Origin of the sequence: Amycolatopsis sp. NPDC005961 (assembly GCF_040629235.1) — a bacterium.
In the GTDB taxonomy this organism is placed as follows: domain Bacteria; phylum Actinomycetota; class Actinomycetes; order Mycobacteriales; family Pseudonocardiaceae; genus Amycolatopsis; species Amycolatopsis camponoti.
The window spans coordinates 19,384-34,793 of sequence record NZ_JBEXVF010000048.1 but is presented as its reverse complement, the minus strand read 5'-3'; the positions used below and the strand labels follow the sequence as shown (position 1 = coordinate 34,793).

General features: G+C 72.8%; 14 protein-coding genes. 9 read left to right on the top strand and 5 right to left on the bottom strand.

The window, feature by feature from the left end; translation table 11 throughout:
* Positions 1-3: 3 nt before the first annotated feature.
* The 3 genes from ABZ342_RS33490 (at position 4) to ABZ342_RS33480 (ending at position 3,559) form a co-directional block, all read left to right on the top strand.
* Positions 4-1,224, top strand: coding sequence for a helix-turn-helix domain-containing protein (locus ABZ342_RS33490; protein WP_360481578.1), 1,221 nt, complete (start codon positions 4-6; stop codon positions 1,222-1,224).
* Between the two features lie 233 nt (positions 1,225-1,457).
* Complete coding sequence (locus ABZ342_RS33485; RefSeq protein WP_155542904.1) at positions 1,458-2,801, top strand: MFS transporter; 1,344 nt, start codon at positions 1,458-1,460, stop codon at positions 2,799-2,801.
* Positions 2,798-3,559 (top strand): N-acyl homoserine lactonase family protein, encoded by a 762-nt coding sequence (locus ABZ342_RS33480; protein ID WP_360481574.1) that lies wholly within the window; start codon positions 2,798-2,800, stop codon positions 3,557-3,559. Before ABZ342_RS33485 ends, ABZ342_RS33480 begins: the two co-directional genes overlap by 4 nt.
* Here ABZ342_RS33480 and ABZ342_RS33475 read toward each other — a convergent pair.
* Positions 3,537-4,193: a TetR/AcrR family transcriptional regulator gene (locus ABZ342_RS33475; protein ID WP_360481571.1), complete on the bottom strand. Its 657-nt coding sequence runs from the start codon at positions 4,191-4,193 to the stop codon at positions 3,537-3,539. The genes ABZ342_RS33480 and ABZ342_RS33475 overlap by 23 nt on opposite strands.
* A gap of 123 nt (positions 4,194-4,316) precedes the next feature.
* On the opposite strand from ABZ342_RS33475, the gene ABZ342_RS33470 reads away from it, so the two are divergent.
* The gene (locus ABZ342_RS33470) at positions 4,317-5,363 is read left to right on the top strand and encodes a shikimate dehydrogenase (protein WP_360481659.1); all 1,047 of its coding nucleotides are present in this window, start codon (positions 4,317-4,319) and stop codon (positions 5,361-5,363) included.
* A complete protein-coding gene (locus tag ABZ342_RS33465; protein ID WP_360481568.1) occupies positions 5,350-7,164 on the top strand; it encodes a TIM barrel protein in 1,815 nt (604 codons plus the stop codon). The genes ABZ342_RS33470 and ABZ342_RS33465 overlap by 14 nt, the downstream gene beginning before the upstream one ends.
* A 54-nt stretch (positions 7,165-7,218) precedes the next feature.
* Here the strand turns inward: ABZ342_RS33465 and ABZ342_RS33460 are convergent, their stop codons facing one another.
* From ABZ342_RS33460 to ABZ342_RS33445, 4 genes are all read right to left on the bottom strand, one after another.
* The gene (locus tag ABZ342_RS33460) at positions 7,219-7,842 is read right to left on the bottom strand and encodes a hypothetical protein (RefSeq protein WP_360481565.1); all 624 of its coding nucleotides are present in this window, start codon (positions 7,840-7,842) and stop codon (positions 7,219-7,221) included.
* Positions 7,843-8,009: 167 nt separating this feature from the next.
* Positions 8,010-8,660 (bottom strand): response regulator transcription factor, encoded by a 651-nt coding sequence (locus ABZ342_RS33455; RefSeq protein ID WP_196425312.1) that lies wholly within the window; start codon positions 8,658-8,660, stop codon positions 8,010-8,012.
* A complete protein-coding gene (locus ABZ342_RS33450; RefSeq protein WP_360481561.1) occupies positions 8,645-10,153 on the bottom strand; it encodes a hypothetical protein in 1,509 nt (502 codons plus the stop codon). The genes ABZ342_RS33455 and ABZ342_RS33450 overlap by 16 nt, the downstream gene beginning before the upstream one ends.
* Positions 10,146-11,234 (bottom strand): ATP-binding protein, encoded by a 1,089-nt coding sequence (locus tag ABZ342_RS33445; protein ID WP_360481558.1) that lies wholly within the window; start codon positions 11,232-11,234, stop codon positions 10,146-10,148. The genes ABZ342_RS33450 and ABZ342_RS33445 overlap by 8 nt, the downstream gene beginning before the upstream one ends.
* 260 nt (positions 11,235-11,494) lie before the next feature.
* Between ABZ342_RS33445 and ABZ342_RS33440 the strand changes: the two genes are divergently transcribed.
* The 4 genes from ABZ342_RS33440 to ABZ342_RS33425 are packed head-to-tail and all read left to right on the top strand — an operon-like array spanning position 11,495 to position 15,410.
* Positions 11,495-12,328, top strand: a complete 834-nt coding sequence (locus ABZ342_RS33440; RefSeq protein ID WP_360481555.1) for an endo alpha-1,4 polygalactosaminidase — start codon at positions 11,495-11,497, stop codon at positions 12,326-12,328.
* Positions 12,328-13,596: an ABC transporter substrate-binding protein gene (locus ABZ342_RS33435; RefSeq protein WP_360481552.1), complete on the top strand. Its 1,269-nt coding sequence runs from the start codon at positions 12,328-12,330 to the stop codon at positions 13,594-13,596. The genes ABZ342_RS33440 and ABZ342_RS33435 overlap by 1 nt, the downstream gene beginning before the upstream one ends.
* Positions 13,597-13,605: 9 nt before the next feature.
* Positions 13,606-14,532 carry a sugar ABC transporter permease gene (locus ABZ342_RS33430; protein ID WP_360481549.1) on the top strand — a complete coding sequence of 309 codons (927 nt, stop codon included), beginning with the start codon at positions 13,606-13,608 and terminating at the stop codon, positions 14,530-14,532.
* Positions 14,529-15,410, top strand: coding sequence for a carbohydrate ABC transporter permease (locus tag ABZ342_RS33425; RefSeq protein ID WP_155542911.1), 882 nt, complete (start codon positions 14,529-14,531; stop codon positions 15,408-15,410). The genes ABZ342_RS33430 and ABZ342_RS33425 overlap by 4 nt, the downstream gene beginning before the upstream one ends.

Below are 15,410 nucleotides of genomic sequence, written 5' to 3'. Positions count from 1 at the left end.
GCCGTGTCCGATCGCGATCTCCAGTCCATCGTGGACGAACTCGCCGAGCGCCTGCGGCGGTCGGTCGCGATCGACGACCCCGCCATCCGCCTGCTCGCCGCGAGCCGCCACTTCGGTGACGAGGACGCCGTGCGCGTCAGCTCGGTCATGAACCGGTCGGTGCCGCCGGAGATGGTCGACCGCGTCCTCGCCCAGGGCATCGCCCGGTGGGTCGCGCCCGGCGTCGTCGACGTCGAGGGTGCGCTGCCGCGGCTGTGCGCGCCGGTGCGGTGCAACGGCATGCTGCTCGGGTACCTGTGGCTGATCGACGAGGACGGCACGTTCACCGACCACGAGGTGACGGCCGCCGGCGAGGCCGCCGCGTCCGCCGGCGCGATGCTGCTGCGCCGGCTGCTGCTCCACGAGCGCTCGAAGGCGCGGCAGGAGGGGATCCTGCGCGAGCTGGTCTCCGGCGACCTCGCGGTGCGCGCGCAGGCGATCGAAGACCTGCGCGCCGAACAGCTCTTCGGGGACGAGAGCACGTGCTTCACCGTGCTCGCCGTGCACGGCCCGGCGTCGGACGCGACTGCCGCGCCGCGGGAGGTCGCGTTCGAGGCGGCGGTCGAAGACGGGATCCGCGCGATCACCGACGACGTCGCGCTGATGGCGGCGAACCGGTCGCGCGCGTGGATCCTGCTCGTCCAGCGGGTTCCGCCGTCCCGCGGCCTGGTCGAGGCGGTCGCCGAGCGGATCACCGCCCGCTTCCGGCGGCTCGGCGACGAAAACGGCCGGCCGGTCTTCGGGCTCGGCGGCACCGTCGCGACCCTCGGCGAGGTCGTCACGTCGTACCGGCAGGCGCTGCTGGCCACGCGGGCGGCGTCGCTGCTGCCCGGCACCGGCGCCGTCGCGCGCTGGGGCGAGCTGGGGCCGTACGAGCTCCTGCTGAAGCTCCCGGCCGAAGACCTCCTCGACGCGTCGTCGGTGCCGGCGCTCGCGGCGGTCGAGCGCGAGGACACCCACAACGTGCTGATCGCGTCGCTGACCGGTTTCTTCGACCACGGCGGGAACATCCAGCGCGCCGCCGACTCGCTGCGCATCCACCGCACGACGCTGTACCAGCGGCTCAAGCGGATCGAGCAGATCACCGGCTGCAGCCTGGACTCCGGCGACGACCGGCTGATGCTGCACCTCGGGCTCAAGCTGCGGATGATCGCCGCCGCGTACCGCGAGCACCCGGGCCACTGAGGGCGACGAACGTCTCCCGCTCCCGCCGGACGCGACATCCGGCGCGGGCCGGGCAGCCGTATAACGCCCTATGCGGCCCGGCGACTGAGTCGATCAACTCGGCCCGCGGTCGCCGGAAAATCGGCACTTGACAAGCTCGCGGCCGCCGTTCAATCTCTCTAATTAACCGTACGGTACATACCTGACCGGTTAGTTACTGGGACTGCACCGGCGCACCCGCGGAGGAGATTGACGTGACCGATCGTCCGGATGGCGCAGCCGCGCCCGTGGGTAGGCCGGCCAAGGCGGCCCTGGCCGCGTGGATCGGCAGCGCCCTCGAGTACTACGACTTCTTCATCTACGGCACGGCGGCCGCGCTGGTCTTCAACAAGATCTTCTTCCCCGCCTCCTCGCCCGCGACCGGCACGCTGCTCGCCCTGTCGACCTTCGGTGTCGGCTACGTGTCGCGGCCGCTCGGCGCGCTGCTGCTGGGGCACCTGGGGGACAAGTTCGGCCGCAAACGCGTGCTGCTGGCCACCTTGCTGCTGATGGGACTGTCCACTGTGCTCGTCGGCTGCCTGCCGGGCTACGGGACGCTGGGCGTCGCCGCCCCCGTCCTGCTGGTTGCGCTGCGGCTGCTGCAGGGCCTCTCCGCCGGCGGCGAGCAGGCCAGCGCGAACTCCATGAGCCTCGAGCACGCTCCCGAACACCGGCGCGCGTACTACACGAGCTTCACGCTCAGCGGCACCCAAGCCGGGCAGATCCTGGCGACCGCGGTGTTCCTGCCGGTCGCCGCGCTGCCGCAGGACCAGCTGCTGTCCTGGGGCTGGCGGGTGCCGTTCTGGCTCAGCGCCGTCGTGGTGCTGGTGGGCTACTACATCCGCCGTTCGCTGGACGAGACCCCGGTGTTCCAGGAAGAGGTCGCGAGCGGCGAAGTCGTGAAGCTGCCGCTGGCCGTGCTGCTGCGCGACCACTGGGCCGACGTCCTGCGCGTGGTCGTGGCCGCCCTGATCGCGTCCGTCAGCACGATCTTCACCGTCTACGCGCTCAGCTACGCCGTGAACACGGTGGGCTTGAACAAGACCCCGATGCTGTGGGTCGGCGTGCTGGCCAACGTCGCCGCCGTGGTCTCGATCCCCTTGTGGGCCAAGTTCTCCGACCGCTTCGGGCGCAAGCGGATCTTCATGGCCGGCTCACTGGGCTGCGCGATCCTGATCTTCCCGTACCTGGGTGCCATCGCGGCCGGCAGCTACCTCTGGATCTTCGTCGTCGGCATCGCGATGTTCGGCATCGTCTACACCGCCACGAGCGCCGTGTGGCCGTCGTTCTACGGCGAGATGTTCCCGGCGCGGGTGCGCTTGTCGGGCACCGCGATCGGGACCCAGATCGGGTTCGCGATCAGCGGGTTCCTGCCCACCATCGCGGTCGGCGTCACCGGGACGGGCCACGGCGCGTGGGTGGGCGTCGCCGTCTTCACCGCCGCCTTGTGCCTGGTCAACGTGATCGCCGTGGCCACCGGGAAGGAGACCTACCGGGTGCCGACCGCGCGGCTGGGCCTCAAGGACCCGGCGCGCGACGAGGTCGCCGTTCCGCGATGAGCGAGTTCGAGGTCTATGCGCTCTGCTACGGACGGCGCACGGGGTACCGCGGTGAGCACTTCCTGGGCCACGGCCCGGATTCCGCGGAACCCCACCCGACCGCCTACTACGTCTGGCTGGCGGTGTCGCCGGAGCACACGGTGCTCGTCGACGCGGGCATCCGGGCTTCGCGGGCCCGCGGAATCCCCGGGCTGGACTACGTCGAACCCGGCCGGCTGCTGGCCGAACTCGGTGCGGTCCCGGACATCGTCGTCCTGACGCACCTGCACTACGACCACTGCGGCACGGTGGCCGACTTCCCGGGAGCGAGGTTCGTGGTCCAGCAGTCCGAAGTGGACTACTGGACCGGCCCGTGGGCCAAGCGGATCGAGCGGGAGCGGTGGCTGCTCGACGAAGTGGCCCTCGACCACGTGCTGGCCGGGCCGCTCGACCTCGTCGACGGTGACGCCGAGGTCGTGCCCGGGCTGAGCGTCCACCTGGTCGGCGGGCACACCGCCGGGATGCAGGTCGTCCGCGTCGGGACGGCCGCCGGCCCGGTGGTGCTGGCCTCGGACGCCGCCCACTTCCACGAGAACCTCGAGCACGACCACCCGGCGCCGCTGCTGCACTCGATGACCGGCGTCTACGGCGCTTTCGACCGGGTTCGCGAGCTGGCGGGCGCCGGCCCGGTGGTGCCGGGACACGACCCCGAGGTGCTCGGCCGGTACCCGCCGGCGGGGGAGCGGATCGTGCGGATCAGCGCGTCGTCAGGTAGCTGACGAGCATGTCGGCGACCATGCGCCGGTGGTGGTCGCGCAGGGCCGGGTCGAGCATGTCGCGGTCGAAGATGGCGTTGAACGTGTAGCGGTTCGCGGTGCGGAACACGCAGAACGCGCTGATGGCCATGTGCACGTCGAGCGCGTCGACGTCTTCGCGGAACTGCCCGGCTTCGCGGCCGCGCGCGAGGATGCGGGTGAGCACGTCGAGCGCCGGGTTGGCGAGGTTGGACAGCGCGGTCGAGCGGGCGATGTGCTCGGCGCGGTGGATGTTCTCGATGCTGACCAGCCGCACGAAGTCCGGGTGGGACTCGTGGTGGTCGAAGGTGAGCCCGGCGAGCTGCCGGATCGCCTCGGCCGGGTCGAGGTGGTCGACGTCGAGGTCCTGCTCGAGGGAGCGGATGACCGTGTAGGCACGTTCGAGCACCTCGACGAACAGCTGGTCCTTGTTGGTGAAGTAGTAGTAGATCATCCGCTTGGTGGTGCGGGTCTTCGCGGCGATCTCGTCCACGCGGGCGCCGTCGAAGCCCTTCTCGGCGAACTCGCGGGCGGCGGTGTCGAGGATCTCGGCGCGCGTCCGGTCCGCGTCGCGGATGCGTCCGCTGTTCGCCACTGCGTCCGACGATGGTGCGGCCACGGACTTCCTTCCTTGCTTCAGCTGATGTCCCCACTGTAGGACGTCGCGTCGGCCCTTCCCGGCGGCGACACCATGAGGTACAAATAACGTACTGGTTCGTACATTAGGGGAGCGCTCGTGACCTTGTCTTCAGCCGTCGACGCGATCCGCGCGCACGCAGCGCGGGCGACCCCGGGCACGGTGCTCACCGGGCTGATCGGCGCGGGCATCGGGCCGTCGCTGAGCCCGCCGCTGCACGAGACCGAGGCACGCCGGCTCGGGATGGACCTGGTGTACGCCCGCTTCGACCTCGACGAACTCGACGTGCCGGCCACCGCCGTCGGTCCACTGCTGACGGCGGCTCGCGAGGCCGGGTACAGCGGGCTGAACATCACGCACCCGTGCAAGCAGGTGGTGGTGGAGCACCTGGACGAGCTGTCCCCGGACGCCGCCGCGCTGGCGGCGGTCAACACCGTGGTGTTCGAGCGAGGCCGCGCGGTCGGGCACAACACCGACTGGTCCGGCTTCGCGCGCGGCCTCCGGACCGGGCTGCCGGAGGTGGCGCTCGGCTCCGTGGTGCTGCTCGGCGCCGGCGGCGCGGGGGCCGCGGTGGCACACGGCCTGCTCACGGCGGGGGCGGGCCGGGTTCAGGTCTTCGACCTCGACGCCTCTCGCGCGACGGAACTCGCCGCGGCTCTCGCCGATCGGTTCGGGGCGGGTCGCGCGTCGGCGGGGGCGGGGCTTGGGACGGTGGTCGGCGGTCGGTCAGGGGTGGGCCGCGCGTCGGCGGGATCGGACCCCGAAGCGGCGGTCGGCGACCGGTTCCGGGCGGGCCGCGCGTCCGCCGGCGCGGATCTCGAGGCGGCGCTGAGCGCCGCGGACGGGCTCGTCCACGCCACCCCGACCGGCATGGCCGCTCACCCGGGGCTGCCGGTGCCGGCCGGCCTGCTGCGCCCCGATCTCTGGATCGCCGAGGTCGTCTACCGGCCGCTCGAAACCGAGCTGGTCCGCGCCGCGCGCGCCGTCGGGGCGCGGGTGCTCGACGGTGGCCGCATGGCGGTGTTCCAGGCCGCCGAGGCCTTCGCGTTGTTCACCGGCGCCGAACCCGATGCCGCGCGGATGGCGCGTCACTTCGCCACGCTCACCGAAACCACTCCCGCGGAAAGGCAGCCCGCCGATGTCCTCGACTGAAGCCCGCCGTTCGATCGCCACCGTCTGCCTGTCCGGCACCCTGGAGGACAAGCTGACCGCGGCCGCCCGCGCCGGGTTCGACGGGGTGGAGATCTTCGAGAACGACCTCGTCGCGTCGTCGTGGTCGGCGAAGGAGATCAGCGAGCACTGCGCGGAGCTGGGGCTGTCGATCGACCTGTACCAGCCCTTCCGCGACTTCGAAGCGGTGCCGCCGGACGTGCTCGCCCGCAACCTCCGGCGCGCCGAGCTGAAGTTCGACGTCATGGACCAGCTCGGCGTCGACACGATGCTGGTGTGCTCCACGGTGTCGCCGGACGCGGTCGACGACGACGACCTCGCCGCCGAGCAGCTGCACCTGCTCGCCGAGCGCGCCGCGGCGCGCGGCATCCGGATCGCCTACGAAGCGCTGGCGTGGGGCCGGTTCGTCAACACCTACGAGCACTCGTGGCGGATCGTGCGCCGCGCCGCGCACCCCGCGCTCGGGCTGTGCCTGGACAGCTTCCACATCCTGTCGCGGGGCAGCGACCCGGCCGCGATCCGCACGATCCCCGGCGAGAAGCTGTTCTTCCTGCAGCTGGCCGACGCGCCGAGGCTGCAGATGGACGTCCTCCAGTGGAGCAGGCACCACCGGCTCTTCCCCGGCCAGGGCGCGTTCGACCTGACCGCGTTCACCGGGCACGTGCTCGCGGCCGGCTACCGCGGGCCGTTGTCCCTGGAGGTGTTCAACGACGTCTTCCGCCAGGCCGACCCGGGACCGGCGGCGGTCGACGCGATGCGGTCCCTGCTCGGGCTGCAGGAGACGCTCGGGAGCGCGGACCTGCCGCCCGCCCCGGCGCTCGCCGGGCACGCGTTCGTCGAGCTGGCGGCCGACGCCTCGGCCGAGCCGGAGGTGGCGGAAGCGTTGCGGGGCCTCGGTTTCGCCGAGACGGGCCGGCACCGGTCCAAGCCGGTCCGGTTGTGGCAGCAGGGAACCGCCCGGATCCTGCTCAACAGCTCGGGGCCGGCGACGGGCGCTTCGGTCGGGGCGGTCGCCGTCGAGAGCGCGGACCCGGTCGCGTCGGCCCGGCGCGCCCAGCGGCTGCTCGCGCCGATCCTCCCGCGCAGCCACCGCGTCGACGAGGCGGACCTGTCGGCGATCGCCGCGCCCGACGGGACCTCGGTCTTCTTCTGCCGCACCGGCACCGCGGACGGCTGGCTCGGCGACTTCACCGAAACCCCGGCGGTGGGCGAAGAGGCCGGGGTGACGGGGATCGACCACCTGGCCCTGACCCAGCCGTTCGACCACTTCGACGAGGCGGCGCTGTTCTACCGCGCGGTCCTCGGCCTGGAACCGGAGCCGGTGACGGAGTTCGCGGCGCCGTTCGGGCTGGTGCGCAGCCGCACGGTGGCCGACCCGTCCGGCCGGGTCCGCATCGCGCTCGAATCGGCCCTGCTGCGGCGGGGCGAGTGGGCGCCGGCCGTGCGGGAGCCGCAACGGATCGCGTTGAGCACCGGCGACGCACTGGCGAGCGCCCGCCGGATGCGCGAGCGGGGGGCGCCTCTGCTCGAGATCCCGGGCAACTACTACGACGACCTCGACGCCCGGCTCGCTCCGGACCCTTCGCTGCTGACGGCGTTGCGGCAGCAGTCGGTGCTGTACGACCGCGACGAGCGTGGCGAGCTGCTGCACTTCTTCACCGTCGTGCTCGGCGGCCGCGTGTTCTTCGAGGTGGTGCAACGGATCGGCGGCTACGCGGGCGACGGCGCCGTGAACTCCCCGGTGCGGATGGCCGCCCACCGCAGGCAAGGGCGCGACGCATGACGCCGGGACGAGCGCGGGAACCACGGCCGGGACCGGCGGTGGTTCCCGCGCGGGTCAGTTCTTCCAGACCACCGGGGACTTGTCGTAGCCGTCGCCCTTGTCGTAGGTCGCGGAGCCGACCTCGCTACCTTCGCGGGCGCCCTGCAGCGTGCACGTCTCGAACTTCGCGCCTGCCTTGGTGAAGTCCTTGCCCGCCGTGCCGGACTTGCACTGATCGGTGCTGCCGGTGATGATCACGCCGGTGGAGCGGCCGTCGGCACCGAGGGCGCGCAGGCTCACCGAGGAGTAGGCCAGGTCGGCGCCGTCGACGTTCTCGACGGTCGCGCGCAGGTAGAACGGCGTGATGCCCTTCGCCTTGTCGCCGTACTTCGCGAGGTCGGCGTTGGCGCCCTTCTCGATCGCCGTCACGGTGATCGCGATCGTGCCGGACTTCGTCGTGCCGTACTTGAACGGGACCACCGCGCGCTCGCCGACCTTCAGCTCGGTGCCGGGCTTCGTGACGTCACCGACGGGAGCGGCCGCTTCCGTGGACGACTCCGGGGAAGCCGTCGCCGAGTCCGAGGCCGGAGCGCCGGTGGGGGCGGCAGGCGCGGCCTGACCGGACTCCTCGCCGCACGCGGACAGCAGGAAAGTGGCGGCGCAGGCGGCGAGCAGCGCGGTGGTGCGGACGTGCTTCATGGATCTCCTCGGACAGCCCGCCGGACGGGTTCCGGCCGGGGCGGAGCCGGGCGCCGCGACCGCCCCCAGACGGTCGCGGCCGGAACGGGGCGCCCTCGCGGCTCCGTCAGCGGGACGCTAACCCGGACGCCGCACCGGCGGTGTGGTCCGTTCGCACCACACGGAGGTCACAGATCGTCGACGCCGATCAGGCCGTCCTGGATGGCCCGGGCGACGAGCGCGGCCTTGGTCGGCGCCTCGCGGCCCATGCGCGCGTACTTGACCCGGATCCGTTCCAGGTGCGAGTTCACCGTGGTGGCGGAGATCCCCAGCCGGTGCGCGACGAACTCCTTCGACTCCGACTGGAACCACTCGACGAGCACCTCGGCCTCCCGCGCCGAGAGCGCGGGCCGCGTCTCCGAGCGGTCCCCGGCGAGCGCCCCGGCCAGCGACGGCGGGGTGTAGGGCCGGTCCTGCGCCGCGGCCCGGGTCGCTTCCACCAGGTGCCCGGCGCCTTCGGCCTTCGTCAGGTAGCAGAGCGCGCCCAGCTCGAGGCACTGCAGGGCGACCTCGTCGTCCGCGCGCATCGAGTAGACGACCACCCGGCGCCCGGCCTCGGCCAGGCGCCGCAGGTCGCCGAACGCGGGCGCGGGCCCGCCCAGGTGCAGGTCGAAGATCACCACGTCGGCGGACGCGCCCGCGCCGAGCCAGGCGGCCTTGACGTCCTCGCCCTCGGCGACGACGTCGATCGGCGGGTCGCCGCCGGCCAGCCAGTACGCCACTCCGGCGCGCACCGCCGGGTGGTCGTCGACGACCACGGCCGTCACTCGGGTCGCCACCGCGCCTCCATCCAGGTCTGCCCGTCCCGGGAGTGGGACGTGACGGGGACCGCCGCCGATCCCGCGGGTTCGCTCGCGCCGTCCGCGACGACGGCGACGCGGACGAGTTCGGGGGTGCGCAGCACGCTGACCCGCGCCCGGGTGCGGGCGGCGGCCAGGGCCGTGAGCACGGGGCCGGTCAGCTCTCGGCGGGCTTTCGCGGGGACGTCGACGACGTCCCCGCTCACGGCGAGGGCGACCTCGACCCCGCGCCGCTCGGCGACGTCGAGGCCCGCGGTGACCTCGTGCACGAGCGGGTCGGGCACGTCGTCGTTCTCGGCGAAGAGCCGTCGCAGCTGCGACGCGGCCAGCGCGCAGCGGGCACGGGTGTCCGGCGTGCGGGGGTCGGCGGTGCCGTCGGCGAGTCCGGCCAGCAGGGGAAGGGTGGCCCCGAGCTGTTCGGCGAACCCGGCCCGCAGGTCCCGCCCGGCCTGCGCGGCGAGGGCGGCCCGGATGGCGAGGCGTTCGCGCCCGGCGGCGGCCGCGGCGGCTTCGCCCGCGCGGCGGTCGAGCAGCCGGATCAGCCCGGCGATGGCGAGCTGGAAGACGGTGACCGCGAAGAGCACGATCGCGGCGTCCCCGAGCTCGGTGCGGGTGGGGGAGCCGCCGAGCAGGAACTGGGCGACGCTGGCGGCGGTGTGCACACCGAGCGCGACGAGCAGCGCGGGCGGCCGATCGGCGAGCAGCACGAGCAGATGCCACCCGACGAGCCCGAAGGACCAGTGCGGCTCCCGGAAGAAGGAGTCAGGGGGGAGGGAGGCGGTCGCCGCGGAGGAGGCGACGAGCACGAGAAGGGTGCCGCAGAGAGCGACGATCCCGGGCAGCGGCTTGCGGCGAAGCACCCAGAAGGCGCAGAGAGCGGTGACCGCGGTCAGGACGCTGTAGGCGAGATCGGCGACGAGCGGCGGTTGGTAGGCGGCTTGGTGGCGGAGGAGGGGAGCGAGGCTGAGCCCGGGCTGGATGACGGCGGGCACGCCGAGCAGAACGATCCGGATGGCGGCGGCCAGCCGGACGGCGGGATCGCCGGTTGCGGCGGCGGATTTGGTGGGTGCGGGCGCCTTGCGGCCGGGCGCGGTTCCGGTAGCGGTGGTGGGTGGTGCCGCGGGGTCTTCGGTGCGGGGGTGGTGCGGGCTCGCCACCTCGCTGCCGCCGGTCTCGGTGGTGGGGCGCGCCGAGAGGTCGGTGGTGCCGGGGGAGCCGGTGCCAGCCACGTCGCTGTCGGCTGCGGATGCGGTTGCGTGGCTGCGGGTGGTTCTGGCGGCCGACCCGGTCCCGGCGGCGAGGTGTGTCGCGGGATCGGTGGTGCCGGAGGAGCCCGCGCCAGCCACCTGACCGTCGGCCGTGGGCTCGGTGGCGAGGTCGGATGCGGCGAGGCGCGCCGAGCGGTCGGCGGTGCCCGAGGCGCCACCCACCTCGCCACCCCGGCCGGCCTGATCCTCTGCACCCTCACGCACGGGACCACCTCAACGTCACGACCGTCCCCGCGCCGGGCGCCGACGCAACCTCCGCCGTGCCCCCAGCAGCGCGCATCCGCTCCACCACCGACCCCCGCACCCCGCGCCGCGCCGGAGAAACCGCAGCCGGGTCGAAGCCCCGCCCGTCATCCGCGATCGTCACCACCACCCCGCCCGGCGAAGCACCCAGCCGCACCGAAACCGAACCCGCACCGGAGTGGCGTTCCGCGTTGCGAAGCGCCTCCTCGGCCGCGCGGATCAACGCCAGCGCCGCCGACGCCGGGAGCAGCGGCACCGGCTCCCACTCCGCCTCCACCGGCAGCGCCCGCCCGGCCAGCGTCGCGCGCAGGCCGGCTTCCAGGTCGACCGGGGTGTCCTCCTCGCGGGGCGAGGCCGTCAGGATCGCCAGATCGCGGGCCGCGTACCCCGCTACCGCACCCGGGTCGGCCGCCGCGCCGGAGGCCACCGCCAGGAACGTCGCCGATGCCGTGTCGTGCAGCAAAGCCAAATACTCGCGCTCGCGACGGCGGCGGTCGCGGTCCAGGGCCGCCGTCTGCTCGAGTGCCGCCTGCTCGGCTCGCGCCGCGTCCGTGCGGGCCGTCGAACGGACGAGCAGGACGAACGCCAGCCGCGCCAGCACGCTCTCCACGACCACCCGCAGCGCCACCGGCAGCCAATCCCCGCCGCCCGCTGCCGTCCCCACCGCCAGCAGCACCACCAGTGCCGGCACCGTCAGCCGTGGCGGGTGCTCCCACTGCCAGGTGATCGCCGTGATCGTGAGGACGTTCACCGCCCACAGGCTCGCCTCGCCGGGCACCGACGTGATCCACGGCTGGCACGCGCCCACCGCCCCGGCACGCAGCACGCACAGCGCGAACGACGTGCGCCGCCCGGCGAAGACGTCGGCGGCTCCCGCGGCCAGGGTCACCGCGAGCAGGCCGAAGGGCAGGACACCGCCGGGTGCGGCCACGACACCGAACACGCCGACGACCGTCGTGGCGACCGCTCGCGCGGGCCCGGCGAACCGGGTGACCGACGCCCGGAACTGCGCCTCGACCGGCCCCGGCGTGCTGGCCGTCATCACACCCCCGGCGAACTGCGGAAATCGGACGTCCTGTTTCTACCAGGGCACGTCAGCACCGGGCGTCAGCGCATAATTCTGTCCAATAAGGGCGAACTTCCTGCACTATCACGCACTTGACATGCCCGGTGTTGCTCGCTTTACTGCTGAGCACGTCGGAACGGACGCCCGACGTCAGAGGTACGCCCAGCCGGTATGTCGGCCTCCGCCGCGAGCCCGGACTGAGTCGCCAGGACGCGCACGTGGTCCGAGGCGGGGTCGTGCCCACCATCATCCGGAGTTCGATGATGCCCTCTTCCCGCGTTCAGTTCCTCGCCGGCGCCGCCCTGGCGGCCGTCGTGGTGGCCGGCACCGCGTGTTCCGCCTCCGCGGCACCCGCCGGCACCCAAGCCGTCACGCCGCCGCCGGTCAAGGCCGGCTTCGACTACCAGATCGGTGGCGCCTACACCCCGGCGAGCGACGTCAAGGTCGTCAGCCGCGACCACACCGCCCAGCCCGCCGCGGGCCTCTACAACATCTGCTACGTCAACGCTTTCCAGGCCCAGCCCGGCGCCGAGGGGGAGTGGAACGACCTCCTGCTCCGCGACGCCAACGGCAAGGTCGTCATCGACGAGGACTGGGGCGAAGCCCTGCTCGACCTCCGCACCGCCGACAAGCGCACCCGCGTCGCCGCCAAGGTCAACACCTGGGTCGACGACTGCGCTTCCAAGGGCTACCAGGCGATCGAGCCCGACAACTACGACAGTTACACGCGCTCCAAGGGACTTCTCACCGACGGCAACGCCCAGGCCTACATCCGCCTGCTGTCCGCCCACGCCCACGCGAAGGGCCTGGCGATCGCGCAGAAGAACACCTCCGAGCTGTCCGATCAGCGCCAGGCGAACGGCCTCGACTTCGCCATCGCGGAGGAGTGCGGGCAGCAGAAGAACTGCGGGGAGTTCACCCCCGCGTTCGGCGACCACGTGATCGTCATCGAGTACACCGACAGCGGGCTCAAGACCGCCTGCAGCCGGTGGAGCTCGCTGAGCATCGTGCGCCGCGACCTCGACGTCGTCCCGAAGGGCGAAGCCGGCTACGTCCGCAAGACCTGCTGATGGACCGGCGCGGATTCCTGCGCGGCGCCGGCGGCCTGGTCCTCGGCGCCGCCGTGGCCGGCTGCGGGCCGGCCCGGAGCAGCGGCGGCGGCCCGGTCACCGTCGAGGTCTGGCACGGCCAGACCGACACCGGCAAGAAGGTCCTCGACGCGCTCGTCGCGGACTTCCACCGGACCCACCCCGGGATCCGGATCGACCTGGGCGGCGGCGTGCTCGCCGACGCGATGCTCCAGAAGGTCACCGCGGCGCTCGCGTCGGGGTCCTTCCCGGACATCGCCTACGTCTTCGGCTCGGACCTCGCCAGCGTCGCGCGCAGCCCGAGCGTCGTCGACGTCACCGACCTCGTCGACGCGGGCCCCGGTTTCTGGGCCCCGGCCCGGGAAGCGGTCACCGTCAACGGCCGCGTCCGCGCGGTCCCGGCCCTGCTCGACTCGCTGGCCGTGGTGTGCAACAAGACGCTGTTCGAGCAGACCGGCACGCCCCTGCCCGCCGCAGGCTGGACGTGGGCCGATTTCGTCGGCACGGCGAAGAAACTCACCGACGCGGGCGGCGGCACCTTCGGCACCGCCTGGCCCGCCACCGGCGACGAAGACACCGTCTGGCGGATCTGGCCGATGATCTGGGACCTCGGCGGCGACGTCATCGGCGCGGGCGGGCGCGGCATCGGGTTCGCCGACCAGGGCGTGCGCGCCCTGGAGGTCGTCCGCGACCTCGCCGCGGCCAAGGCCGTCTACCTGGACCCGAAGACCGGCAGCGAGCAGATGTACCAGGCGTTCGAGGCCGGCCACATCGGCATGGTCCCGACCGGACCGTGGCAGCTGCCCGACATCGCCGACGCCGGGATCGACTACGCGATCGTGCCGCTGCCCAGCTTCAGCGGCCGCCCGGTGACCATCTCCGGCCCGGACACCTGGACGCTGTTCGACAACGGCGAGGAGCGCGTCCAGGCGGCGCGCACGTTCCTGTCCTGGCTGGCGGACCCGGCCCAGGACGTCCGCTGGGACGACGGCGCGGGCAGCCTCCCGCTGAGCCGCCGGACGCAGCAACTGCCCGCGTGGCAGGAGAAAACCGCCGAGACGCCGGGCCTGCCGGTGTTCGTCGACGCGCTGGAGAGCGCCCGCGTCCGGCCGGTGCACCCGGCCTACCCCCAGGTGTCGGCGGCCGTCGGCACCGCGATCGTCGCCGTGCTGCTCGGCCAGGCGACGCCGGCCGACGCGCTGCGCGACTGCGCCGCGGCCGCGAACGCCGCCCTGATCATTCCGCGATAGGGAGCCGCCATGCCCGGACTGCCGAGGCCCATCACCGTCACCCCAGCCCCGAATCACGCGAAGAGCCGCCGGCGCCGTGAGACCGCGGCCGCCTGGGCCTACGTCTCGCCCGCCGTCCTCATCATCCTCGGCCTCGGCGTGGTGCCCGTGGCCTGGTCGCTGCTGCTGTCCTTCCAGGTCGACGACCTGGTGACCCCGAGCCGCTGGGTCGGCCTGGACAACTACGCCGCCCTCGCCCAGGACCCGCACTTCGCCCAGGCCGTCGGGAACACCGTGCTGTACACGGTGCTCTACGTCCCGCTCAGCATCTTCTTCGGCTTCCTGCTGGCCCAGGCGCTGAACCGCCGCATCCGTCTCGCCGGGGTCTACCGGACGCTGGTGTTCGTCCCGTTCGTGCTGTCGGCGACGGCCCAGGGCGTGCTGTTCTCGTTCATCCTCGACCCGCAGTTCGGCGCGGCCAACTCGCTGCTGCACCACCTCGGCGTGTCGCCGCAGGGCTTCCTGACCGATCCGGCGCAGGCGCTGCTGGTGCTGGTCGGGATCACGCTGTGGAGCGGCACCGGCTTCTGCGTCGTGGTGTACCTGGCCGCGCTGCAGGACGTCCCGCCGTCGCTGGTCGAGGCCGCGCGCCTCGACGGTGCCGGCACCTGGCGCGTGCTGCGGCACGTGACGCTGCCCGCGATCACCCCGGTGACGGTGTTCCTGGTGCTGTGGCAGCTGATCACGTCGCTGCAGGTGTTCGACCTGGTGTACGTGACGACCAAGGGCGGGCCTCTCGGCTCCACCACGGTGATCGTCTACTTCGTCTGGGAGCAGGCGTTCAAGAACTTCACCGCCGGCTACGGCGCCGCGTCGGCCTACGTGCTCGCGCTCGCCCTGCTGGTCGTCGTGATCGTCCTGCGCGTGCTGCGCCGGCCCGGGAAGGCCCTCCGATGACGACGACCCGGGCCGCCCGCCTCGACGTGCCCGCGACCCCCGCGCTGCCCGTGCCGCGCCGGCCCCGGCTGCCGTTCAGCCCGTGGCACCTGCTGCTCGTGCCGCTGGCGCTGGTGTTCGCGGCGCCGCTGGTGTGGCTGCTGCTCAGCTCCGTGATGAGCAACGCCGAGATCAACCGGTTCCCGCCCGCGCTGTGGCCGTCCCGGGTGGACTTCTCGGGGTACCGCTACGTCTTCGAGAACGCGCTCTTCCTGCGCTGGTTCGGGAACTCGCTGATCGTCTCGGCGGTGACCGTCGGGTCGAACCTGCTCTTCGGCGCGCTGGGCGGGTACGCGTTCGCGCGGATGCGGTTCGCCGGTTCGCGGCCGCTGCTCGCGCTGATGGTGGCGACGATGGCGATCCCGTTCCAGCTCACCATGATCCCGACGTTCCTGGTGATGAAGAAGCTCGGCCTGATCGACAGCCTCGGTGCGCTCATCGTGCCGTCGCTGGTGACGCCGTTCGCGGTGTTCCTGCTGCGCCAGTTCTTCCTGTCGCTGCCGCGCGAGCTGGAAGAGGCGGCCTGGATCGACGGCTGCTCGCGGTTGCGCGTGCTGTTCACGATCGTGCTGCCGCTGTCCCGGCCCGCGCTGAGCACGGTCGCCGTGCTGACGTTCCTGAGCACCTGGAACGACCTGACCTGGCCGCTGATCGCGCTCAACCACGACACCGTCTACACCCTGCAGCTGGGCCTCACGACGTTCCAGGGCCAGCACCACACGAACTGGGCCGCGGTGATGGCGGGCAACGTCATCACCGTGCTGCCGGTGCTGCTCGCTTTCCTCGGCGCGCAGAAGGCGTTCGTCCAGTCCATCACCTCCAGCGGACTCAAAGGGTGA

Bases quoted from the DNA above. Each gene is read 5' to 3' on its own strand.
- ABZ342_RS33480 (WP_360481574.1), top strand. From the start codon at position 2,798: ATGAGCGAGTTCGAGGTCTATGCGCTCTGCTACGGACGGCGCACGGGG.
- ABZ342_RS33465 (WP_360481568.1), top strand. From the start codon at position 5,350: ATGTCCTCGACTGAAGCCCGCCGTTCGATCGCCACCGTCTGCCTGTCC.
- ABZ342_RS33460 (WP_360481565.1), bottom strand. From the start codon at position 7,842: ATGAAGCACGTCCGCACCACCGCGCTGCTCGCCGCCTGCGCCGCCACT.
- ABZ342_RS33445 (WP_360481558.1), bottom strand. From the start codon at position 11,234: ATGACGGCCAGCACGCCGGGGCCGGTCGAGGCGCAGTTCCGGGCGTCG.
- ABZ342_RS33435 (WP_360481552.1), top strand. From the start codon at position 12,328: ATGGACCGGCGCGGATTCCTGCGCGGCGCCGGCGGCCTGGTCCTCGGC.
- ABZ342_RS33430 (WP_360481549.1), top strand. From the start codon at position 13,606: ATGCCCGGACTGCCGAGGCCCATCACCGTCACCCCAGCCCCGAATCAC.
- ABZ342_RS33425 (WP_155542911.1), top strand. From the start codon at position 14,529: ATGACGACGACCCGGGCCGCCCGCCTCGACGTGCCCGCGACCCCCGCG.